Source organism: Companilactobacillus sp. FL22-1, assembly GCF_043951805.1.
In the GTDB taxonomy this organism is placed as follows: Bacteria; Bacillota; Bacilli; order Lactobacillales; family Lactobacillaceae; genus Companilactobacillus.
This window is the reverse complement of record NZ_JBINJY010000014.1, coordinates 22,636-46,152: the sequence shown is the minus strand read 5'-3', so window position 1 is coordinate 46,152 and position 23,517 is coordinate 22,636. Positions and strand designations below refer to the sequence as shown.

Annotated in this window: 16 protein-coding genes and 2 pseudogenes; 13 read left to right on the top strand and 5 right to left on the bottom strand. The window is 37.7% G+C overall.

Annotation, left to right across the window (positions count from 1 at the left end):
- Nucleotides 1-82: 82 nt before the first annotated feature.
- The 6 genes and pseudogenes from ACG72T_RS11530 to ACG72T_RS11505 form a co-directional block, all read left to right on the top strand.
- A pseudogene (locus tag ACG72T_RS11530) lies at nt 83-354 on the top strand (TetR/AcrR family transcriptional regulator); the annotation flags it as partial.
- 267 nt (nt 355-621) lie between these two features.
- Nucleotides 622-1,407 (top strand): ParA family protein, encoded by a 786-nt coding sequence (locus tag ACG72T_RS11525; RefSeq protein ID WP_015474752.1) that lies wholly within the window; start codon nt 622-624, stop codon nt 1,405-1,407.
- A gap of 50 nt (nt 1,408-1,457) precedes the next feature.
- A complete protein-coding gene (locus tag ACG72T_RS11520; RefSeq protein WP_015474751.1) occupies nt 1,458-1,661 on the top strand; it encodes a hypothetical protein in 204 nt (67 codons plus the stop codon).
- A 664-nt stretch (nt 1,662-2,325) separates the two neighbouring features.
- Nucleotides 2,326-3,363, top strand: coding sequence for a replication initiator protein A (locus ACG72T_RS11515; protein WP_395266302.1), 1,038 nt, complete (start codon nt 2,326-2,328; stop codon nt 3,361-3,363).
- A gap of 155 nt (nt 3,364-3,518) precedes the next feature.
- Entirely contained in the window at nt 3,519-3,716 is a 198-nt protein-coding gene (locus ACG72T_RS11510; RefSeq protein WP_395266301.1) for a hypothetical protein, read from the top strand.
- A gap of 50 nt (nt 3,717-3,766) precedes the next feature.
- Nucleotides 3,767-4,588 (top strand): Fic family protein, encoded by an 822-nt coding sequence (locus tag ACG72T_RS11505; RefSeq protein ID WP_064618883.1) that lies wholly within the window; start codon nt 3,767-3,769, stop codon nt 4,586-4,588.
- Here the strand turns inward: ACG72T_RS11505 and ACG72T_RS11500 are convergent.
- Both ACG72T_RS11500 and ACG72T_RS11495 read right to left on the bottom strand, forming a co-directional pair.
- Nucleotides 4,578-4,856: a hypothetical protein gene (locus ACG72T_RS11500; RefSeq protein ID WP_395266300.1), complete on the bottom strand. Its 279-nt coding sequence runs from the start codon at nt 4,854-4,856 to the stop codon at nt 4,578-4,580. The two genes, ACG72T_RS11505 and ACG72T_RS11500, sit on opposite strands and share 11 nt — an antisense overlap.
- A gap of 22 nt (nt 4,857-4,878) precedes the next feature.
- Nucleotides 4,879-5,106 (bottom strand): hypothetical protein, encoded by a 228-nt coding sequence (locus ACG72T_RS11495; RefSeq protein WP_071665499.1) that lies wholly within the window; start codon nt 5,104-5,106, stop codon nt 4,879-4,881.
- A gap of 253 nt (nt 5,107-5,359) precedes the next feature.
- Between ACG72T_RS11495 and mobQ the strand changes: the two genes are divergently transcribed.
- Nucleotides 5,360-7,420, top strand: coding sequence for a MobQ family relaxase (gene mobQ, locus ACG72T_RS11490; RefSeq protein WP_395266299.1), 2,061 nt, complete (start codon nt 5,360-5,362; stop codon nt 7,418-7,420).
- Nucleotides 7,421-7,559: 139 nt separating this feature from the next.
- Here the strand turns inward: mobQ and ACG72T_RS11485 are convergent, their stop codons facing one another.
- Nucleotides 7,560-8,846 carry an adenylosuccinate synthase gene (locus tag ACG72T_RS11485; protein ID WP_119327510.1) on the bottom strand — a complete coding sequence of 429 codons (1,287 nt, stop codon included), beginning with the start codon at nt 8,844-8,846 and terminating at the stop codon, nt 7,560-7,562.
- Nucleotides 8,847-8,868: 22 nt separating this feature from the next.
- Nucleotides 8,869-9,720 (bottom strand): annotated as a pseudogene (gene dnaB, locus ACG72T_RS11480) (replicative DNA helicase); the annotation flags it as partial.
- Between the two features lie 55 nt (nt 9,721-9,775).
- Here dnaB and mprF point away from each other — a divergent pair.
- Nucleotides 9,776-12,379 carry a bifunctional lysylphosphatidylglycerol flippase/synthetase MprF gene (gene mprF / locus ACG72T_RS11475; protein WP_395266298.1) on the top strand — a complete coding sequence of 868 codons (2,604 nt, stop codon included), beginning with the start codon at nt 9,776-9,778 and terminating at the stop codon, nt 12,377-12,379.
- A 224-nt stretch (nt 12,380-12,603) separates the two neighbouring features.
- Here mprF and ACG72T_RS11470 read toward each other — a convergent pair whose 3' ends face one another.
- A complete protein-coding gene (locus ACG72T_RS11470; RefSeq protein WP_395266303.1) occupies nt 12,604-13,656 on the bottom strand; it encodes an IS30 family transposase in 1,053 nt (350 codons plus the stop codon).
- Between the two features lie 1,392 nt (nt 13,657-15,048).
- Here ACG72T_RS11470 and kdpA point away from each other — a divergent pair.
- From kdpA to ACG72T_RS11445, 5 genes are all read left to right on the top strand, one after another.
- Complete coding sequence (kdpA, locus tag ACG72T_RS11465; RefSeq protein ID WP_395266297.1) at nt 15,049-16,821, top strand: potassium-transporting ATPase subunit KdpA; 1,773 nt, start codon at nt 15,049-15,051, stop codon at nt 16,819-16,821.
- Nucleotides 16,822-16,869: 48 nt separating this feature from the next.
- Nucleotides 16,870-18,951, top strand: coding sequence for a potassium-transporting ATPase subunit KdpB (kdpB, locus tag ACG72T_RS11460; protein ID WP_395266296.1), 2,082 nt, complete (start codon nt 16,870-16,872; stop codon nt 18,949-18,951).
- Nucleotides 18,952-18,969: 18 nt separating this feature from the next.
- Entirely contained in the window at nt 18,970-19,569 is a 600-nt protein-coding gene (kdpC, locus tag ACG72T_RS11455) for a potassium-transporting ATPase subunit KdpC (RefSeq protein WP_395266295.1), read from the top strand.
- A 216-nt stretch (nt 19,570-19,785) separates the two neighbouring features.
- Entirely contained in the window at nt 19,786-22,470 is a 2,685-nt protein-coding gene (locus tag ACG72T_RS11450; RefSeq protein ID WP_395266293.1) for an ATP-binding protein, read from the top strand.
- Nucleotides 22,460-23,161 carry a response regulator transcription factor gene (locus ACG72T_RS11445; protein ID WP_395266292.1) on the top strand — a complete coding sequence of 234 codons (702 nt, stop codon included), beginning with the start codon at nt 22,460-22,462 and terminating at the stop codon, nt 23,159-23,161. Before ACG72T_RS11450 ends, ACG72T_RS11445 begins: the two co-directional genes overlap by 11 nt.
- Nucleotides 23,162-23,517 lie beyond the last annotated feature (356 nt).

Sequence of the window (23,517 nt, the reverse complement as noted above, 5' to 3'; positions counted from 1 at the left end):
TTACTACCATTGTAAGTGGTTGCTTTGGGCTTTTTAATTTCTGTTCGGATTAATTATAGAATTTGCCTGGCGAAAACGGGATTTAATTCAATTATTGATCCGCCAAGGCTTATTTGATCACATGAATGAAATTTGGTAGCAAAAAGCAATCCCCCGTTATCAACAGTTTGCGGCTCCCTGACATGTTCAGGGCACTCCTACCCAAGTGAATTATGTGATGGCTTTTCAACTAGGTGGTTTTACCAATATTCTACGTGTCTGGTTAGGCAAGATCAGCCTGAGTCACCAGAGCAAATTAAGGATTTAATGTTATTGGCTGCTCAGCAATTAGCTAATAGTTTGAATAACAACTAAACAGATTTAGGACACAAAACCTCTAATTAAGCTTGTTTCTATCCCCACTCATCGCTTTATCCTTTTGAATATCAACCATTACTACCTAACAATTGGCCATTTACTTATTTAAATCATTTCGGTGAGACCAGAAGCTACTAGAAAGACGGACATTAGCAAACATACACAACAAAGAAAAAAGATATAAAAAACATGCTGTGCTATATTCAGTCATTGCATAGCATATCATGCTATGATATGCTTTAACTGCAAACAAGGAGGCGCCCTATGAAAATAATTACTTTTTCTGCTATTAAGGGAGGGGTTGGCAAAACAACGTTAACTTTCAATTATAGTGAATGGCTGTCTAGCAAAGGCTATAACGTTTTGCTGATTGATAGCGACCACCAATGTAGTCTGACCCAAACCTATGATATTTATAAAGACCATGGCACCTTAGCTAACATTTTTACAAAAGATAGTGAAAAAGTAGAAATTATTGAATTGCACAAAAACTTATCAATTATTCCTGCTTCTATGAATTTAGATATGGTCAACAATGATCTTCAAACGAGAGCCAACAAAGAATTACTAATGTACATGTGGTTCTCAGACAATTATGACAAACTGAAAAAATTTGACTATGTATTAATCGACACACATCCGGATTTTTCGACAATCACGCAAAATATGATTGTAATTTCAGATTTAGTATTTAGTCCGATTGAACCAAGTGAATACGGTTTTATTTCCAAAAGTAATTTGGAATTAAGAATGGAACAATTAAAGCAAGAAGTAATTAATGTTGAAAGTCGTAAAAGCTTTATCACAGCAGAATTAAAATTTATTGGAAATAGAATAAAACATAATACTAAATCTTCACATGAATTTGTGGAACAAATGAAAAAAGATCCCAGAACCATTGCCTTAATTCCTGAAAGAGAAGTATTCAATAAAACAACTCTTAATCATGAACCACTGATCAACATGGAAAAAGGCAAAAGCTCAACTCCAAAAGCAAGGGAATTTTTTGAGAAAATTGACAAAATATTTGATACGTTTACTAAGCAATAAGCATATCATGCTATGACATAGCATGATATGCTATCGAAAGGATCAACATCATGGCATTTGAAGATAAAATGGACCAATTAAAAAACAGTATGAACAGCAATCCAATAACAAATGAACCTCCTACACCTAGAGTTTCAAAGTCTTATACTTTAAAACAAAACGTTGCTAATGAATTGGCCAGACGTGCCAAAGGAAAAGAGTTAACAGCTTCCAGATATTTAGAACAGCTATTGAAAAAAGAGTTCAATCTATAATTATGATCAGCTAGAAAATGCATAAGTACAACAGCAACTACAATAAATGTTACATTTTTTGGTTAATTTAATTAAAACATCGATTGAATAATATTTGCTAGTATATTCAATCGCTTGTTGGTTCCAAACTAAGAGCTGGTAAAGTATACAAGATCAAATAATGTTGCTGGAAGATAAGCGCTATGCTAGATTAAAACTAATTTAACAACCGAATAGAAGATAAAGCTAAACAGAAAAAGTCCCTGATTCACGGGGAATCAGGGACTTTTTCTGTTTAGCAAGTAGCTATCAGACAGCTACTTAGATTCAGTCGATTTTAACTTGGCGGTGAAAATCGACTGAATATGGTTCTTAATTTGTAGGCTAATTATACCACAAACCAGTCCTAGAGGACAAGTGAAGGATAGTTAAAAACAAATCAAAGCCAATGGACTAAGTAGCTAACCGAAGCTATTTAGTCCATTTTTTGTTGTTAGAAATTAAAAAAGTTGCCGAATGGGCAACCAAGAATAGACACATGCTGGTAAATTACAAAGCCCTCACGGCTAAATGAATGCTTTGTAATTTAGTTAAAGCATATCAGATTTGTATTTTAAAGCAAATCTAATGTTTTAGCAACTCTCTTTCGAGACAGTATGTGTCAGTTGAGAAGGGAAGTTTTATAATGAATCAAACTCATTTCAATTTTATTGAGTCGGAAAAAGCTTATGCAACTCGTTTTTTCCAATTCCCACAGGTTTTAATTTATGGATCTCAATATAAGACATTAAGTGATAGTGCAAAATTAGGATATATGATTTTACGCGATAGACTAGATTATTCATTGAAAAACAACTGGGTTGATGAAGATAACCGGGTTTATTTCATTTTTACAAATCAAGAACTAACAGATCTTATGGGCTGGTCAAAAAAGAAAGTGATTAGGGTAAAAAATGAACTTGAAAACCAAGGATTATTATTTCAGAAAACCATGCACTTTAATCCCAAAACTGGTAAAAATGAACCAAATAGATTGTATTTAGCAGATTTAGAAGTTACGGCAACAGACATTTATACAAAATCTCGGCAACAAGAGCCACGAACCCTTGGTACACGCGAAAGTGTCAAAACGGAACCTTCGCGGAAGTTCGTTAAAGATACACCACAAGCCCTTGATACACGCGAAAGTGTCAAAAAGAGTCACAATCTAGACTATACTAATAATTTAGATACTAATAGATATAATATAGATACTCAAAAGTTGGACTTTTCCACAGCCCAATTCTCACCAGCAGAACTAGAAAAGCAAAACCATGATCTCGTGAAACATGCTAAGGACTTCTTAACTGATGAAGACAGTGGGTTACCAGTTTTCTTAGAACCCGAAGCTGTGCAACTACTTAGCTTTTGGTGCCGAACCCCACAACAAATGCGTCGCTTCATCGGCATTATCTTAAATGCTAAGTACCGAGTTGAGAAGGATCATCAGGATATTGGGGTCCTAATCCCACTTGATGATGAGGAGCTGAAGCCTTTAATGACCAAAGCCTTGAGACGCTACTTTAACGCTCTTAGAAGCAATGAGAAGCACATTAAGAACGTTGAAAACTACCTGTACGGCACCATGCAAAACCTATTTGGGGTTTGGTGGAATAAACAAGCGGCTAGAAAATATGCGGCCAAACACCCCGAAGAGCAAAACGCTGACAATGAGTGCTTTTAGAATTAAACAGCATATAAGCTCATCTAAGCCATTTTGAGTGTTCGACACATAATTATATTAAAACTGGTTTAAAATCGTTTAGAAGCTAAAATAGGCGTCTTAAATAGCTGAATAGGCGATAATTAATCTAGAAAGATGGGAAAGGAGTTTTTTTAATGACCAAACCAAGCAAAGAAATCGAAAAAATAGAGCAATTGTTGGCTGACCCCTGGACAGTCAATATTCAAGACATTTGGGAGCAAGCAGCTCATAATCCAGATCCTGATAAACGCAAGCTGTTTGACGCGTTACACACTTACCTCTTAGATAAGCGCCAAGAGCAAATTATCAACGAAAAGCATTTCGTGATTTAACATGGACGAGTCAATGAATCAGTGGTTGGAATGAAAAGGAGGTACAAAATATGACTAAGACACAAGCATATATGGACAAGTATCAATTTACAGTTGCAGAAAACAAACGGTTTGCTCGAACAAATTTTACCAAGCTAGTGCACACTAATGCCCGCTTTGAAGGCGTAAATACCACTTTGCCGCAAACACAAACCATTATGGACGGCATGAGTGTGGCAGGCGTTCCTGTTGAAGATATTTTGACAATTGTTAACTTAAAGCGTGGGTGGCAATATATCACTGATCAAAATGCCCCTTTAACGTTAACCATGGAAAAACAAATTAACAAGATTGTGGCCGCAGAAGACGCCTTAGTACCAGGAGAATTACGGCAAGGAAAAGGAGGAGTTGATTTAGGCAGTGAAGACTTTTTTGAACCACCCTTAATTAACGAAAAACAAGAACAATCCTTTTTACAAAAAATTTTGGCTGATCCGCAAACAACGACCACTGATAAAGCATTGACTGTTATGTATCATAATATGCGCCAACAAATCTTTTGGGACGGGAACAAAAGGACGGCGACTTTAAGTGCTAATAAAATTATGATTGACGGTGGTGCAGGCTTAATCAATGTGCCGTTAGATAAGTGGGATCAATGGAACGAACTAATTGCCAATTATTATCGAACTAATGACATGGCTAAAATTAAACGGTGGACATATGACAATGGCATTCAAGGATTACAAATTAGAGCAAACTTAGAGCTTAAATCAGTTGAAGACGAAATTGGTAAAAGAATCCAAGAACAATTAAAAGATTTTGCGGATCAAAACCCAGAAATTAAGCCAAAAAATGATCCAGAAAATAAAAACGATCGGCCTAGTTATTAGGTTGATCGTTTTTGAGTTTATTCGGTTTATGGGCATTAATGTAATCGGCAAATATCTTTAAAAGCTCTTCGGTTTGTTCGACCGAGAGATTATCAGCTTGAAAGTATTTTTCGAGCAAAGCCCCTTTTTGAATTAATCGGCGAGAACGTGCTTTGCGGTCTTGTCGGCTTTCATAGTATTTAGATTGTCGTAATTTAAAATCTTCCCGATCAATTTTTTGTTTTAAACGCGCTTGCTGCTCGACTAGTTTTTCATATTGATTAGACATGGAATTTCCCCATCTCGTATGGCTAATGATCTACGGACTTTACCTTTAAAAATTCAGAAAATTGCTTAGCTAGAAGCTTAATCTGATCGTTAGACAAATTAGCATAATCTAAATTGGCTTGACTGATGATTTGTTTACCTAGCCGTTGTTCAATCTTATTTTTTTCGTCCTTAATTTTTTGATTAAGGGCTTTTAATTTAGCTTCTTGTTTTTCTAAGTTACTTTTAGACATAACGATCCCTCCAATCATATTAGAAATAATCACCGAAACAATATCATATAGGAAACGTTAAGTCAAAGTATAAAAGTTGAAATAGCGAAGAGGAAGGCATACACTAAAAGTAAATTCAGGAGAATCAGCAGACCGAGTTAAACGAGGTCAATGCGCACTTACACATAGAATAAATTCTATGTTGTGTTAACCCCATTAAAACCTGTATTAGAAGTCGCCGTTGGCGACAACAAAGTCAAACTCATAGAATCAAAGGAAGACGGTGATTAACATGGCAATTTTTCACATGAGTTTTCAAAATATTAGTGCTGGTAAAGGACGTAGTGCCATTGCTGGATCTGCTTATAGAAGTGGTGAAAAGTTATTCGATCAAAAAGAAGGACGAAGCTATTTTTATGCGCGTTCGGTTATGCCAGAAAGCTTTATTTTAACACCAAAGAATGCACCAAAATGGGCGAGTGATCGGGAGCAGTTATGGAATGAAGTTGAAAAGAAAGATCGTAAAGCAAACTCACGGTATGCAAAAGAGTTTAACGTAGCTTTACCAATTGAGTTAAGTACAGATGAACAAAAAGAATTATTAACTAAATACGTGCAAGAGAATTTTGTCGATCAAGGTATGGTAGCTGATGTCGCAATTCATCGTGATCACCCGGATAATCCGCATGCTCATGTGATGTTAACTAATCGGCCCTTTAACCCCGATGGTACTTGGGGATTAAAGGCAAAAACGCAGTACATTAAAGATGAAAATGGAAAGCAACTTCTAACTAAAAGTGGGTTCCCAAAACAAAGAAAAATTTGGTTAGTTGATTGGGATAAAAAGGAAAAAATTAATGAGTGGCGGCATAATTGGGCAACAAGTGTTAATCAGTCTTTAGCACAAAAAAATATTCCCGATCGAATTAGCGAAAAATCATTTGTCGATCAAGGAATAGATGATACACCAACTCAACATGAGGGAATTAATAGCAAGCGGTATGAAAGAAAAGAATTTAACCAACAAGTAAAAAACTATCGCAAGGCCAAAGCCAGTTATAAAAACAACCAAGAAAAAGTAATCAATAGAGGTCATTTAGATAGTCTAAGCAAACACTTCTCGTTTAATGAAAAACGGGTGGTCAATGAGTTAAGTCATGAACTGAAAACTTATATCAGTTTGGAGAGCCTAGATGATAAACGGCGCATGCTATTTAATTGGAAAAATAGCACCTTAATTAAACATGCAGTTGGTGAAGATGTGACTAAAGAATTATTGACAATTAACCAACAAGAAAGCTCATTAAAAAAGGCAGACGAACTCTTAAATAAAGTGGTCGATCGTACTACGAAAAAACTTTATCCAGAGCTTAATTTTGAACAGACCACACAAGCTGAAAGACAAGAATTAATTAAGGAAACCGAAAGCGAGCAAACAGTTTTCAAAGGCAGTGAATTAAACGAACGTTTAATGAATATTCGTGATGATTTATCGACCCAGCAATTATTGACCTTTACCAAGCGGCCATACGTTGGTTTTAAGTTATTAATGCAACAAGAAAAAGAGGCCAAAATCGATCTGAAATATACGCTAATGATCCACTCTGATAGCTTAGAAAGCCTAAAACACGTCGATAAAGGACTACTAGAAAAGTATTCACCAGCAGAACAGCAAAAGATTACGAGAGCAGTCAAAGACCTACGGACAATCATGGCAGTTAAGCAAGTCATTCAAACGCAATACCATGAGGTATTGAAAAGAGCCTTTCCTAATGGTGATTTAGATGATCTTTCACTAGTTAGACAAGAACAGGCTTATACAGCCGTGATGTACTATGATCCAACTTTAAAGCCATTAAAAGTCGAAACAATGGCACAATGGCAAGAAAACCCACCGAGGGTTTTCAGTACCCAAGAACATCAATTAGGGTTAGCTTATTTGTCGGGGCAGTTTAGCTTAGATCAGTTAGAAAATCATAACTTACAACGAGTTTTAAAGCATGACGGAACGAAACAAATTTTTCTTGGTGAGTGTAAAGCTGATCCAACTATTAAAACCAGCCAGATTGAAAAAATCCAAAAGCAGTTAAAAGAGCAACAAGATAAGGACGACCAGTACCGAAAAGCAAATATGGGGCATTATCAACCGTTAAATTATAAGCCAGTTAGTCCAAACTACTACTTAAAAACAGCCTTTAGTGACGCAATCATGACTGTTCTATATGCTCGTGATGAAGATTACCAACGACAAAGACAGGCGCAAGGTTTAAAAGAGACTGAGTGGGAAATGGCGAAAAAGCAACGGCAACACCAAACTCGAAATCGGCATGAAGATGGGGGCATGCACTTGTAATCGGATTAAATTTGCAATCTACCTAACGATGAAACAATCATCATATTTTTTTCCAAACAAAAAAGCCGGCCATCTTAATGATGAAACCGACTTATCCTACAAGGAATAGTAATCAACCAATCCTCATATATTTATCTAATTAATTTTTCCAAACATCATTTACTTCAATTGTTTGTTCTCTATCAGGACCAACTGAAACTGTAGCATATTCAACACCCAATTGATTTTTGATGAAGTCAAGATAATCTCTAGCTTGTTGTGGTAACTCATCCAAACTCTTGGCTTGAGTCATATCTTCTGTCCAGCCTTCAAAGGTCTTATAAACAGGCTTACATTTGGCCAAAACATTTAGGTTAGCTGGGTATTCATCAATAATCTTGCCATTAAGATCATAACCTGTGCAGACCTTAATTTCTTTTAGACCTGTTAAAACGTCTAAGCAGTTAAGTGATAGATGAGTAACACCAGAAACGTTACATGAGTGCTTTAGGACAACTAGGTCTAGCCAACCAACACGACGTGGACGATGAGTAACTGTTCCATATTCATGACCTGCTTCACGCAAGAAATCACCAGTATCATTTAGTTGTTCAGTTGGGAATGGACCCGCACCAACACGTGATGTATAAGCCTTAACTACGCCAATGACATTATCGATCAATGGAGCACCAACACCGGCACCAGTAGTTACGCCACCAGCTGGATTTGAAGAGGTTACATAAGGATAAGTACCATGGTCAATATCAAGCATGATCCCTTGTGCACCTTCAAATAGAACATTTTTACCATTCTTTAATTCTTTATTCAAATATGCAGATGTGTCAATGACACGATTCTTTAGGTCTTGACCAATTTGATAATACTTTTCAAAGATATCATCAAATTTCATTGGTTCAACACCATAAATCTTTGTAAATAGTTCATTCTTTTGTTTAAGATTTTCAGTTAATAATTCTTTGAACAATTCTTTATCAAGAATATCAGCCATTCTAATACCAACACGTGAAGCTTTGTCAGTATAAGCAGGTCCAATACCACGATTAGTTGTTCCAACTTTAGAATCGCCCTTAGCGGCTTCTTGAAGTTTATCTAATTGAATGTGGTAAGGAAGAATCAACTGTGCGCGGTTAGAAATCTTCAAGTTAGTTGTATCAACACCTTGCTCGTGAAGACGTCCCAATTCTTCTTGAAGTGACTCTAGGTTCAAAACGACACCATTTCCAATAACGCTCGTCTTATCTGAATACAAAATACCTGATGGAACAGATCTTAACTTGTAAACGTGATTATCGATATTTAAAGTGTGACCGGCATTATCTCCACCTTGGTAACGTGCAATAATGTTAGCTTCACCACTGAAATAATCGGTAATCTTACCTTTACCTTCATCGCCCCATTGGGTACCTACTACAACAACTGTTGTCATATCTCTTCTACACCTACACTATTTAATTTTCTGGAATATTCGCTATCGATGAAAACTTATTATAAGATTTCACGAACAATAACTTGGCCGTTCCACGAGGACCTGAACGGTTCTTACTGATAATTACTTCAACTTCACCTACATCAGGGTCTTCTGGTTCCTCTTGTGGTTCATTATTATTGTCACCATCGCCATCGCCATCCTCATCACGATAAAGGAAAGCAACGATATCAGCATCCTGTTCAATTGAACCAGATTCACGGATATCTGACAACATTGGTCTTTTATCCTGACGAGCTTCAACACCACGGGAAAGCTGTGATAATGCTATTATTGGTACATGTAATTCTTTTGCTAATTTTTTCAAATTACGAGAGATAACAGAAACTTCCTGTTGTCTATTTTCTTGACCAGTACCTTCAATCAACTGCAAATAATCAATAATAACCAAATCAAGTTGACCACTTTCTTTAAGAAGTCGACGACACTTTGATCTAATCTCAGCCATCTTGATACCAGGAGTATCGTCAATATACACATTGGTACGTGACAAACTTCCCATTGCTACAACCAGACTGTTCCATTGATTCTCGTCCAATTTTCCGGTTCTCAGAGCGTTAGCATCAATACTACCTTCAGAACATAGCATACGGTTAACTAAAGACTCAGCACCCATTTCTAGAGAAAATATCGCTACCGTTGCATTCGACTTAGTCGCAGCATTTTGCGCTAAATTCAAAGCAAAGGCAGTTTTACCAACACCCGGACGGGCAGCCAAAATAACTAATTCATCCTTATGCAAACCAGTAGTCATGGCATCAAGATCCTTATATCCAGTTGAAAGACCAGTAACATCGCTATCTTGATCATAAAGAGTAGATTGTAAAATTAAGATTAAATACAGATAATCTAGGGAAAGGAGAATTTTTTTGAAGGCAACGTTACAGAAAATCGGGACGGCACTCAATAAACGCATGGGGATCATCAAAGCATTATTTGTATTCTCTGTCCTGTTATTTGTGATTACGGAAGTCGGCAAAATTGCGAAGGAAGTCAGTGGCGCGCAGTTGGCGAATGCGCTTGCTTCGCAAAGCTGGTGGCATCTGTTGAGCATGGTCGTGATTGGTATTATCGCAGTGACACCAATGCTGACGTATGACGTCATGATTACAAAGTTTTTACCCAACCACTATTCACTTGGCTATATCTTAAAAGCTGGATGGATCACCAATACATTTACGAATATCGGTGGTTTTGGGGGCGTGCTGGGCGCCTCACTGCGTGCTAACTTTTATAATCGCGAAGCCACTAAAAAACAAATCGTGTTTGCCATTTCCAAGATCGCTTTGTTTTTAGTTTCGGGATTGTCATTATATTGTATGATCTCACTCGTGCTAGTCTATGGCTTTGGCATTGGGAACATGTATGGCAGTTACTGGATCTGGCTCGTCGGTGGTGCACTGTATTTTCCAGCTATCTTTATTTTTACACGGATCAACGATTCGGAATTCTTCGATGGCCTTACGCTCGGCAACGTCGTTCGGTTATTGAGTGGGTCGTTTGGTGAATGGACTGGCTGTGTGCTGTTCTTCTTATTAATTGGAAACTTTATGGGATTACCCATTGATTTTGCAGCAGTCGTGCCGTTATTCGTGATTGCTTCGGTTGTCGGTGAAGTGTCAATGGTACCCGGTGGTATTGGGTCATTCGACGTTTTCATGATTTTTGGTCTCAGTGCGGTCGGAGTTTCTCGACCAGACGCCGTCGTATGGCTCTTATTTTACCGGTTATTCTACTATATTATCCCGTTTGCCATCGGGATGGTCTTACTCATCCATGACACCGGCCATCGCTTAAACGTGTGCTTAGCGGGTATTCCTAAGCAGGCATTACAACGTGTTGCTCAGATGGTACTGACGGTTTTTCTCTACTTTTCTGGTTTTCTGATGTTGTTGATGTCAACGGTCCCTACCTTTGCATATAGCAATAAACTCTTCTTACAGTTTTATCCGTACACCTTTTTCTTTATTAATCAGGCCAGCAGTATTATTATGGCCTTCTTACTGATTGGGGTGGCGTTGGGAACTGCTGGCCGGGTCAAAAAAGCTTTTTGGCCAACGGTGATTGTCCTGCTGATTGCAATTTTGAATACGATTCGCTGGCTCGTCGTTTATGATGCAATTTCGATGAAATTTGTGATTTTCTTGATTGTGATTCTAGCGCTAGTGGCTTTGTCGCGGCATGCTTATTATCGTGATCGGTTGGCTTTTTCGTGGGGGCAAACGTTGTGGGTTAGCTGCGTGTATGTGGTGACCTTTATCTTGTATACGATTGTGGGGGTCTATAACGCGCCCCAAATTCATCATCGGCATGCGGTTCCTGAAGCGCTGTTCTTCCCATCACAAAAGCTCTGGTTATTTGGGGTGATTGGGTTAGTCTTAGCGGCAATGATTTTGATTATTATGTACCGCTACTTTGCGAGTGGCTATAACGCCCGATTGCGTCAAAAGATGGATGCGGCTCGGGTCAAACAAGTGATTGAAACTTATGGCGGCAATGAAATCTCACACTTGGCTTATTTGAATGATAAGTTAGCATATTACTATCAAGTCGATGGGGTCGATCAACTGATCTTCTTATACCAGCAGAAGGCTGATAAACTGATCATTATGGGAGAGCCATTCGGTAATCAAGCGGTATTACAAGCTGCCTTGGAACAGTTATTGGATGACGCAGATAGTGACGGTTGCTCGCTAGTCTTTTACGAAATTAGTGAGATGCTGACGATGCGCCTACACGAAATGGGCTTTGACTTTATCAAAACCGGTGAAGAAGGGCACGTCAAATTGGCAGACTTTAGTTTGGCTGGTAAACGGCTACGGGGTGAGCGGGCCCTAATGAATAAGTTTACCCGGGATCACTATGAGTTTGCCATCTTGCAGCCACCGTTCAGTGCCAACGTTATGGCTGAATTACGAGCTGTTTCGGATAGTTGGTTAGCAGGTGAGACGGAAAAAGGATTCTCGCTCGGATTTTTTGATGAGCAGTATCTCAATCAGGCACCCGTAGCGGTCGTTTATGATCCTGACCACCGAATTGTCGCGTTTGCGAATATTATGCCGCAGGGAAATCATCAGACGACTTCAATTGACTTAATGCGGTCAAGCAAATCGGCGCCATCCGGCATTATGGACACGGTCTTTGTGCACCTATTTGAACAGGCGCGTGACGATGGCTATGCTTATTTCAATATGGGAATGGCACCGTTATCCGGTGTGGGGGTTTCACGCTACAGTTTTATTCAAGAAAAAATTGCTCATTTAATTTACGAATATGGCTACCAGTTATATGGTTTTCAGGGATTACGGTCGTACAAAGAGAAGTATGTGACCGAGTGGGAACCGAAGTACATTGCGTACCGAAAACGTAATTCACTAATTTTCACCATTTTACAATTGCTACAAGTCGTTAATACCCGGGTGCACAAGTCTGAGCGGCACCGGCCAGTATGGTTGTTGAAACGATTGAAATAACTGAATCATGCACGTTGTTGATAAGATCGATCTGATCTAGTTGACGACGTGTATTTGTTTTATGATAAGACTAACTCTAGTTGGTGTAGAGTAGCGGGTGTTGTTTACTAATGATTTAGGCAGATGTATTTATTTTGCCGTAAATTGCAAGAACAAGTTAGCCAGTCGTTGAGGACAATCCCAGAACAGGCCGTTATCAAATAGAAGTTGTGGCGCTAGAGAGACTACTGGGCCATGCGGCGAACGCGCCGAGCTTCGGCCTCAAAGTTTTGCTGGGGTGTGCAGTAGCCCTGTTGTTTGCGAGGCAACTGATTCAAGCGGTCTTGCGTGGCCTGCACTTGACTAGGGCTAATGTCATCTAGGGACATGCCCTTAGGGAAGTCCTGGCGGATCATCCGGTTATGTGCCTCGTTGGTGCCACGGTCGCAGGACGTGTAAGGATGGGCGTAGAAGATCTCAGTTTCCGTCCCAGCAAAAGCAGTATTTAAGGCGGTGAACTCGGGTCCGTTGTCGGCTGTGATGGTCTTGATGCAAGCTCCCCATTCGCGCTTGATTCCACGCAATGCATAGCTCACAGAGTCTGCATCTCGTCCTTCTATCAAGCGGAGAAGTTGGCAACGGGTCTTGCGCTCAATCAGAGTCAAGATGACGCTCTCCTTGCCATTGCGTTTACCGACAATGGTATCCATCTCCCAGTGACCGAACTGCCTGCGTCGTTCAACGACCTTAGGCCGTTCCTCGATACTGCGGCCAGCCAGGCGCTTATCCTTGGTGTGGTGCTGGTGAGAGGTCTTCCGCTTAGTCTTCTCCAACAGGTCGATATTTCGAATCTCTAGGCGTTGGTCGTCAATGTACTGATACAAAGTCGAGGCACAAACAAGCTCTTCAGGAGTAAACAGCTTGTGTCGCTTGGCATAGCCGATTGAAGCATCCGGCGACCATTTGTCCTGCTTAGCTCGCTGTACGTACCAGGCTAAGAAGACCTGTACGCTGGCGAACTTGTCAGGACGATGGCAGCTCAAGCGTGCAGTCTCGTAACGTGCCTGAGCAGCCTCTGGTAGGTATTGTCGATGGTAGACGCGCTTGCCATTACTCTTCTTGACCTGATCTACTGTACCTCGCTTGATTTCATTATTAATGGTCTGCGGGCAGACGCCAATTTCAGCAGCAATCCAACGATTGGACTTCCCAGCTTGGCGGAATCCGGCCACTTTTCCGTGCTCGAGTGATGTTAAGTGCTGACCTTTTTGGCGGTGTGTGCTATCCTGTTTCTGCATCAAGACAATATCCTCTTCCATTGTTTGTGTAGGAACTTCAATGATACAGGATATCTGTTCTTGATGTTTTTTATTGTCCAAAAAATTTTGAGACAGTGGCTAACTTGATTCTAAAATGCGCGAAAACATTTGAATATTTATACGCTCTCTTAAAAGTTGTCTCAGGAATCAGCTTACATCCAACAAAAGATCAGCTCCTAAAAGATGGGTTTGTGGTAAACACCATTTTAAAGGAAGCTGATCTTTTTTGTCCGAACAGCGTTCGGATTAATTTTACAATCTACCATACCAACTTTAAAGTTCATGTAGTTTCTGAAAGTAAGCTCCAATTGTTCAAAGAAGCAATATATAAACTTGCTGATGGAATATGCCAGGAATCATTGAACTACTGGAGTGCTGAAAATCTCCAAAATTTATTTTGTGACACAAAACTATTAAAGCATTCGTTCATTTCCACCTACACAGTACCTGCCAAAAAAAATAATGATATAAGAAAGCTTTTATGTATGATTAGCCACTAGGGTATACCCTAATAGTCATTTGCGTTTTTATACTATACTAGGAGCTGTAGACGTGCATTAGGACTGTCAAAAAGGAAAACGTTGAGACTTGCTAAAATTGGTTACGCTCGTTTGAGTTCCCAAGAGCGACGGTTAGATTGGCAGTGAAATTCTTCGATAAACTGTTATGGATAGGTTAATAAACATAAGTTGGAAATATACTTATGAATGACAGTGGTTTAATTGTGTAGGCAGCAATCATTATCATAATAGTATAGAGCTAATAAAAGGTAGGAAAGAATGGCGTGTAATTCTCTCCTACCTTTTTTATTGTTGCTAGTCTGATTAACCATTGATTTGCTATCGGTCAAAATTTCTATTATGAGATTAGACAAATTAAATATATGCTTTTAACAAAATGTTAACATGAGATTTTAAATATTAACACCATTTTAACACCTTTTCATATATCATATCTTTGGTTGATTTGAATATGTTTTGGAGATGTTCAAAATGATTGATAATTATTATTACAAAGATTATTCGGACCAGTATAGTCGAGAAAAAGTAATTTGTTTAATTGATAATGATATTAAAAAAAAGATGGGGGGGCTACATTCAAAGTACTTCAGGAGACCTTTTCATAGCAGATGTTACAATTTTTCATTTTTTCGATACTGCTCAGCATCTTAAATTTGACTACGGATTCTCAGACAAAGTTCCTATTAGTGTTAGAAAATTTTGGGAACAACGCATTAACGTGTTGGAGCACCCTTGATTAAATAAAAAAAATAATTGGAAGTGAGACAAATGGTTTTGGTCTTAGGAACGATCTTAACAATCTTTTTATTAGCTTATCTAATTTATGTTCTAGTGAAAGGAGAATCATAGTATGCCAACATGGGCTCAATATTTACCATATATCATTGTTCCATTATTATTAGCCATTCCATTAGGCAAGTACATCAGCCATATTATTAATGATCAGAACAATTTTATGAGCAGAATTATCCGACCAATTGAAAACAAAATATATAAATTTTTTCGTGTGTCTAATCGCGAGATGAGTTGGAAAACTTATTTAATAAGTATTTTAATGTTTTCTTTAGTTAGTTTTTTAGTTTTGTTTAGTATTTTGAGATTCCAAAATTATTTACCTGGGAATCCAGAACATTTTTCGGGGCTTTCTTGGTCATTAGCGTTTAATACTGCTGTTAGTTTTGTAACCAACACTAATTGGCAATCATATTCTGGGGAAATGGCTCTTTCTAATTTTTCTCAGACGATTGGTTTAACTGTTCAAAACTTTTCCTCTGCGGCTGTTGGAATTGCGGTTCTTTTTGCATTAATTAGAGGTATCCAACGTACAGAAGCAAAAGCAATTGGAAACTTTTGGCGAGACTTGACCAGGATCTTTCTATATCTTTTAATCCCGCTTAGTTTGTTTATGTCTATTATGCTCATGGCAGGTGGTGTTCCTCAAACAACTGGTGGTTATAAAACTGCTACCTTGGTACAACCTGTTGCCGTTGATAAACATAACCAGGCGATTTATGGGGCTGAAATTAACGTCAAAAAAAATACAGTTAGGATTAAAAATCATAAAATTGATGGGGCAAAAATTATAACTAAAGAAACCTTACCGTTATTCCCACAAGCTTCCCAGGTATCAATTAAGTTATTGGGGACTAATGGTGGGGGGGTCTTAGGTGCTAACTCTGCCCATCCATATGAAAATCCAACACCTTTTACAAACCTTATTGAAACAACGGCAATGCTTCTTCTGCCCATGGCGCTATGTTTTAGCTTTGGTGAATCTTTAAAGCGGCGTAAGGAAGGTTGGGCAATCTTCTCAGCTATGGCAATTATGTTTGTAGTTGCGTTAATATTTGAAGGAATTGTTGAACAACATGGGACCACTTTAGCTCATATTGGTAATTTGGCTATGGAAGGCAAAGAAACTAGAATTGGTATTCCTGGATCAGCTGTCTGGAGTATTGCTACTACTGCAACATCTACAGGCGCAACGAATGCAACATTAGATAGTTTTAGTTCTCTGGGCGGATTAATGCCCATGGCTTTAATGCAATTAGGCGAGGTTGTTTTTGGTGGTGTAGGATCTGGATTGTACGGCATGCTTGGATTTATCATCCTAACAGTTTTTATTGCTGGGCTAATGGTAGGACGTACACCAGAATATTTAGGTAAAAAAATTGGGCCTTACGAAATGCGTATGGCTGTTATCGCTTGCCTATCAACGCCAATTGCAATTTTAACTTGCAGCGCTATTCCAGCAATGTTAAAGAGTACTTTAACTAGTCTTAGCAATAGTGGAGCACATGGATTCTCTGAATTTTTATATGCTTTTTCATCAGCAGGGGCAAATAATGGTTCCAGCTTTGGAGGGTTCAATGGTAATACCATTATTTTCAATGTTTTATTAGCTGTTGCGATGATCATTTCTCGTTTTCTTCCTATTATCGCTATAATGGCGATTGCTGGTAAAATGGGACAGCATAAAATTGTTGCTAGTAGTTCGGGAACATTATCAACTACAAGTCCAACCTTTGTTTTTATGTTAATAATCGTTGTATTAATCATTGGCGTGCTTAGTTTCTTTCCAGCACTATCATTAGGACCAATAGCGGACTTTTTGACACATTAATATGATTTTACATTATGCGTTTCTAAAATTAGTAAGGTGGGTCTGACTATGAACGAAAAAATAGAGAAAAATCAAATGTTTAACCGAAAAATGTTAGGAGAGGCACTTAAAGAAACTTTTCTTAAGTTAAAGCCTAACCTACAAATTAAAAATCCAGTGATGTTTCTAGTTTATGTATCAGCAATTGCAACAACTATCTTATTTATTTTATCGCTTTTTGGCATCTCAGACAGAATTGTAAGTAGTGGTTTTATCTTTACAGTAGCTGTAATTCTTTGGATTACTTGCCTGTTTGCGAACTTTTCAGAGGCTGTCGCTGAAGGGCGCGGTAAAGCTCAAGCGGCAGAGTTGAGAAAATCAAAACGTTCAGTAATGGCAAAAAGGTTAAATAAAGTTGGCGATTTATCAAATATTGAAAAAGTTAGTGGAGAAAACTTAAATAAAGGTGATCTATTCCTTGCTGAAGCTGGGGACACCATTGCAGCAGATGGTGAAGTTGTCGAAGGAGCTGCTTCTGTTGACGAGAGTGCAATTACCGGTGAATCTGCGCCGGTAATACGAGAAGCTGGCGGAGATCGCTCTGCTGTTACCGGTGGTACTACTGTTTTATCAGATCATTTGGTCATCAAGGTAACACAAGAACAAGGTGCTAGTTTTTTGGACAAAATGATTGGAATGGTAGAAGGTGCTAACCGTAAAAAAACGCCTAATGAAATTGCACTAGAAATTTTTTTAGTTGCATTGTCTATCATATTTGTGTTGGTAGTGGCGGCATTATACACGTATTCTCAGTTATCATCTCAGATACTTGATATGAGAAATCCAATGTCTATTGTATGGTTAATTGCATTACTGGTTTGTTTAGCCCCGACAACCATTGGAGCACTTCTTTCAGCTATCGGTATTGCTGGCATGAGTAGATTGAATCAAGCTAATGTTTTAGCAACGAGTGGTCGGGCCATTGAGGCTGCTGGCGATACCGATGTATTACTCCTGGACAAAACTGGGACAATAACATTAGGCAATCGACGTGCCTCAGCATTTATTCCAGTCGATGGCCATTCAGAAAAAGAATTAGCAATTGCGGCACAGCTTTCATCCTTAGCTGATGAGACGCCGGAAGGAAGATCAATTGTTGTATTAGCAAAAGAAAAGTATGGCCTTAGAGAACAGAACTTAGAAGCAAATCAGGCTAAGTTTATTCCATTTTCAGCACAAACTAAAATGAGTGGTGTTAATTTTGCTGGAGATGAAATTCGTAAAGGTGCTGCGGAGAATATCAAACAATATGTCCTGACAAAAAAAAATAAATACAGCGAAGAATGCCAAATAGCAGTTAAGAGAATTGCTGAACAGGGAGGGACACCTTTAGTAGTATGCAAGAATGGTGTTATACTTGGTGTTATCTACTTGAAAGATATCATAAAACCCGGCGTTAAGGAAAAATTTGCTGATCTAAGGAAGATGGGCATAAAGACAATCATGATTACTGGCGATAATCCAGTAACCGCTGCTGCCATTGCTGCTGAAGCTGGGGTTGATAGTTTTCTATCTCAGGCTACTCCAGAAAGTAAAATGAAAACCATTCGTGAATATCAAAATAAGGGACATTTAGTTGCCATGACTGGCGATGGAACTAATGACGCTCCTGCCTTGGCTCAAGCCGACGTTGCTGTAGCTATGAACACGGGTACACAGGCTGCAAAAGAGGCTGGTAATATGGTTGATCTAGATTCTTCACCAACTAAATTAATTAAAATTGTCCAAATTGGTAAACAATTATTAATGACTCGAGGAAGCTTAACCACTTTTTCAATTGCAAACGACATTGCTAAGTATTTTGCTATCATTCCGGCTATGTTTGTAGGATTATATCCCAAGTTAAATGTGCTTAACATTATGCATTTGTATAGCCCAACAAGTGCAATCCTGTCAGCATTGATTTTTAACGCACTAATTATTGTCGCCTTAATTCCCCTGGCACTCAAGGGAGTACGTTACCGAGAAGTTCCAGCTAGTCAGTTACTGCGGCATAATTTGCTAGTTTATGGGCTTGGTGGGATAGTTGCTCCATTCATTGGAATTAAGTTGATCGACTTGATCATTGCACTCATACTACAGATTCTATGAGAAGGGAGAAAGACAATAATGGTAGTTAAGACATTAGGTAAGTCAATTTTGGCAGTAATTGTCATAACGATTATTTGTGGTATCTATACCTTAATTGTTAGTGCAATTGGGCAAACCTTTTTTACCTCACAAGCAAATGGCAGTTTAGTTAGATCTGGTCAAACAGTAAAGGGATCAGCACTAATTGCACAACCATTCACAAGCAAAAAATACCTGTGGGGTAGACAGATGGATATTACTGTTGGCGATATAACTGGACAAAAAAACAATAAAAATATTATGTACTCTGTGGCCTCACAAATGAGCCCTAACGATAAAAGTTATCAAAAGGAGATTATTGATAAAGAAAAGACAATAAAAAGATTGAATCCTAATGCCACTTATCGACATGTTCCCATTGACCTAGTAACTAATTCAGGAAGTGGCTTAGATCCAGAAATATCACCAACTGCTGCTAAATATCAGGTTAAGAGAATTGCTAAGGCTCGGCATGTCAGTGTTCAAAAAATTCAACGAGTGATTGACCAAAATACCAAAACTCGCACTCTGGGAATTCTTGGTGAACCTCGGGTTAACGTGCTAGAAACTAATCTGGCCTTGGATAAACTATCAAAATAACTTTTGAAGCTTAGCTGAGATAAGTCGCGGGTTAAGCCCCTAAATGATTACCATATGTGATAATCATTTAGGGTTTTTTTGTCATATGTAATAGAGCCTATAAAGATCTTGATTTGAAGATTATAAAAGATAAGACTTTATTTTTGGGTAAATTTAGTTAGAACGATAGTATACTTACCAAGGATATTCTTGTATTCTATTTGGAGGGATAACTAGATGAATCAAAATGAACGTGCAAGTAGGTACTTAAAAGATGCAAATCTTGAAACTTCAGGCCGGGGGAAATTAAAGATTTTCTTTGGTTATGCCGCTGGTGTTGGCAAAACTTATTCTATGCTAGCAGAAGCACAGAACTTGAAGCAGGAGGGCCAGGATGTCATTATTGGATACCTTGAGGATCATGGCAGGGCAGATACACGCAATCTTGCTAGGGGGTTAGAATCAATCCCTGTAAAAAAAGAATCCTATAAGGGAATGTATCTTCAAGAATTCAATCTCGATGGTGCACTGGAACGACATCCACAGACAATTTTAGTTGATGAGTTAGCACATACAAATACGAAAAAAAGTCGCCATTTGAAACGTTATCAAGACATTCAGGAATTACTTACTGCTGGTATCAATGTTTATACAACGCTAAATGTTCAACATCTAGAAAGCCTGCACGATATAATTTTTGAACAATTAAACGTTGATATTCAAGAACGAGTACCAGATTATATATTTGATATGGCAAATCAGGTCAAGTTAATTGATATCGAACCCAATGATCTGATCAATAGACTTAAAATTGGAAAAATATATTCTAGAAATCATATAAAACAAGCATTAGCTAATTTTTTTAAATCTGAAAATCTTACTACGTTAAGAGAACTTGCATTGAGGAAAATGACTTTAAGATTGGCTACTCACTCAAAGGTAGATACTGATCGGCTACTAGTCTGTTTATCCGGATCTAAGAGTAATGAACGTGTCATTCGTTCTGCTGCACAAATGGCTCAAGCTTTTAATAGTGACTTCATTGCGGTTTATGTTAAGAACAATCAGTTTAATAAATGGGAGGAAAACTTAAATAATAACATTAGCCTTGCCCATCAACTAGGTGCAAAGATTATTAAATTGCAGGGTGAGAACCCAGCTCTGCAAATTACAGAGTATGCCAAAGAAAGCGGCGTAACCAAAATTGTACTTGGGGCTAGTCCTTATAAAAAAATATGGCAAACACGATCTACACTTGTGGATCAAATAGGATATCTGTTACCAGAAGTTGATGAGTATGTAATTAATAGTGCTAAAACTAATTTGAATCAAGTCCAACATTTAAATGGTACATTTTTAACCCATTTTAAAGGTTCACTTAGTAAGTCTGGCTCTAAGCGCATGGCTAAAAATATGCTAATGATTTCAAGTATTATTTTGGGAAGCACAGTGGTTGGAGAACTATTAATATTTGCACAAGTACCATTGGTAAATGTCGTTTTGGTTTATATGTTAGGGATCATGCTCTGCGCAATTAACCTAAAAGATCAAGTATATGGATTCTTATCAGCTTTTTTAGCAGTAATTAGTTTCAATTTATTTTTTACCAAACCCTATTTTTCTCTTAGTAGTAGTCCAGTTTACTTGTTGACATTTTTTTTAATGCTACTAGTTTCAATAATCAGTAATTATTGGACACTAAAATTGAAGCACCAAGTTCAATATAACTCTAACCGTGTCTACCAAACAGAGGTGCTGTTGGAAACTATTCGTAAATTGCAACAAGCCAAATTATCAACCGATATTATTGACACGACTGTTCAACAACTACAAAAAATTTATAGTGCTACAATGGTCTTTTATGAATGCCAGGATTCTAAGTTACTGCAACCTAAAATTTATCTGTTAAACCAAAGCCAGAGCTCTTTTTATGAGTTTTCCAGTGATAACGAGAAAGCCATTGCAACCTGGGTATTCAAGAATGGTCAAGAAGCTGGATTAACTACTAATACTTTACCACAAGCAAAGTGTTTGTATTTACCTATTTTTGGAAATTCCCCTTCATCAGTTGTTGCGGTTATAGGCTTAGCAATAAATTCAAAACGATCTTTGGAAATATTTGATCGTAATTTAATTATTTCGATATTAGATGAATGTGGTCAAGCCTTATCAAGGATGAGAATCCTAAATGAAAAAAGAAAAGCTGAAATTAAATCGCATCAGGAAAAACTCAGGGCTAACTTGCTACGAGGAATCTCCCATGATTTACGAACACCGTTAACAAATATTTCTGGTAGTGCAGATATATTGAAACGAGAAGGAAATAAGCTTAGTGATGTTGAGAAGTATACATTATATGAATCAATATTTAATGACTCTTCATGGTTAATTAGTCTAGTGGAGAATCTATTGGCAATGACTCGTTTAGAGAGTAGTCTTCAAATACGTCATTCTCCAGAGTTAGTTGATGATATTATTCAAGAATCTTTGCAACATCTTAGCCCAGGATTTGAAGATCATAAGATTACCGTTAACTTGTCTGATCCATTATTAATGGTCATGGCTGACGCACACTTAATTACCCAAGTCATTATTAATATAGTTAACAATGCTATTCAACACACACCGGAAAAAACCAAAATTTCGATTAGAATTTTTCAAAAGAATACCAATCAAGTCCAATTTGAGATTTCAAATAACGGACCAAAATTAACTAATGGTGATCTGGCTCACCTATTTGAACTGTTTTACACTGGCAAACAAAAGCAACCATTAAGGACTCAAAGAGGGCTTGGAATTGGCTTATCATTGTGTAAATCTATTATTGAAGCTTATAATGGTAATATTTGGGCTAAAAATTTAAATAACGGCGTATGTTTTTACTTTACTTTACCTATTTGGAGCAAAAAAAATGAAAAATAGAATTTTGATTGTCGAAGATGATCCAGAAGTAGCTCGATTAATACAAATGACATTAAGATCCGCAGATTATAAGTATGGCATAGCTAGAAATGGCAATAAAGCGCTCCAATTTATTCCAATTTTTCAACCAGATGTACTTTTACTTGATCTAATGTTACCCGATATGGATGGGATGGACATTATTAAGCAAATACGAGCTGCCAACAATAATATACCTATTATTGTTATTTCAGCACGTGATGAGGACGCCGACAAAGTGCAGGCTCTAGATTTGGGTGCTGATGATTATTTAACAAAACCCTTTTCTATTGATGAATTACTGGCTAGAATTCGTGTTTCCTTGAGAAGGACTAACATAATATATAACAACGGAAAAACCAATATTAATAATTATTGTAATGGAGAATTGACTATCAACTTTGATTCACAAACGGTCAAAGTAAACCAAAATGAAATCCATTTAACACCAATCGAATATAAGGTTTTGAGTATTCTTGCTGAAAACACTTCCCGCGTGTTGACACACCACTATCTGTTGAAAGAGGTCTGGGGGACAGAATCGGTTGAAGATACATCTTCTCTTCGAGTGACCATTGCAACTTTGCGAAAAAAGATTGAAGTTAATACTCAGAATCAGTATATTAAAACACACATTGGAGTCGGTTATCAGATGGTTCAATTAGATAGTTAAGAATAGAAGACCCATAATTTATGGTTTCAATCAGTATATCGTAAATTATGAACTTCTTTAAAGTGATTTCATTATGATGTATATGGCATAGTTGCTTTTTATCTAATAAAAGATCGTCCGCAACCGGCCAAAGTAAAGTGCTCCATAATTGTTAGACAAGAAATCTAACAGTTATGGAGCACTTTACCACTGCCTTTAAAGCGGCTCGCTTTTTTATTTACATTCATATTTTACCATCAGTGATTACCCATAGCATAGCAAATTATGAAACGCCTATTTGATAACTGATCATCTAATTGAGTTAATACTTTTCAACTTCACGTGAATCTATTATTCGCAAGGTACTCACATACATT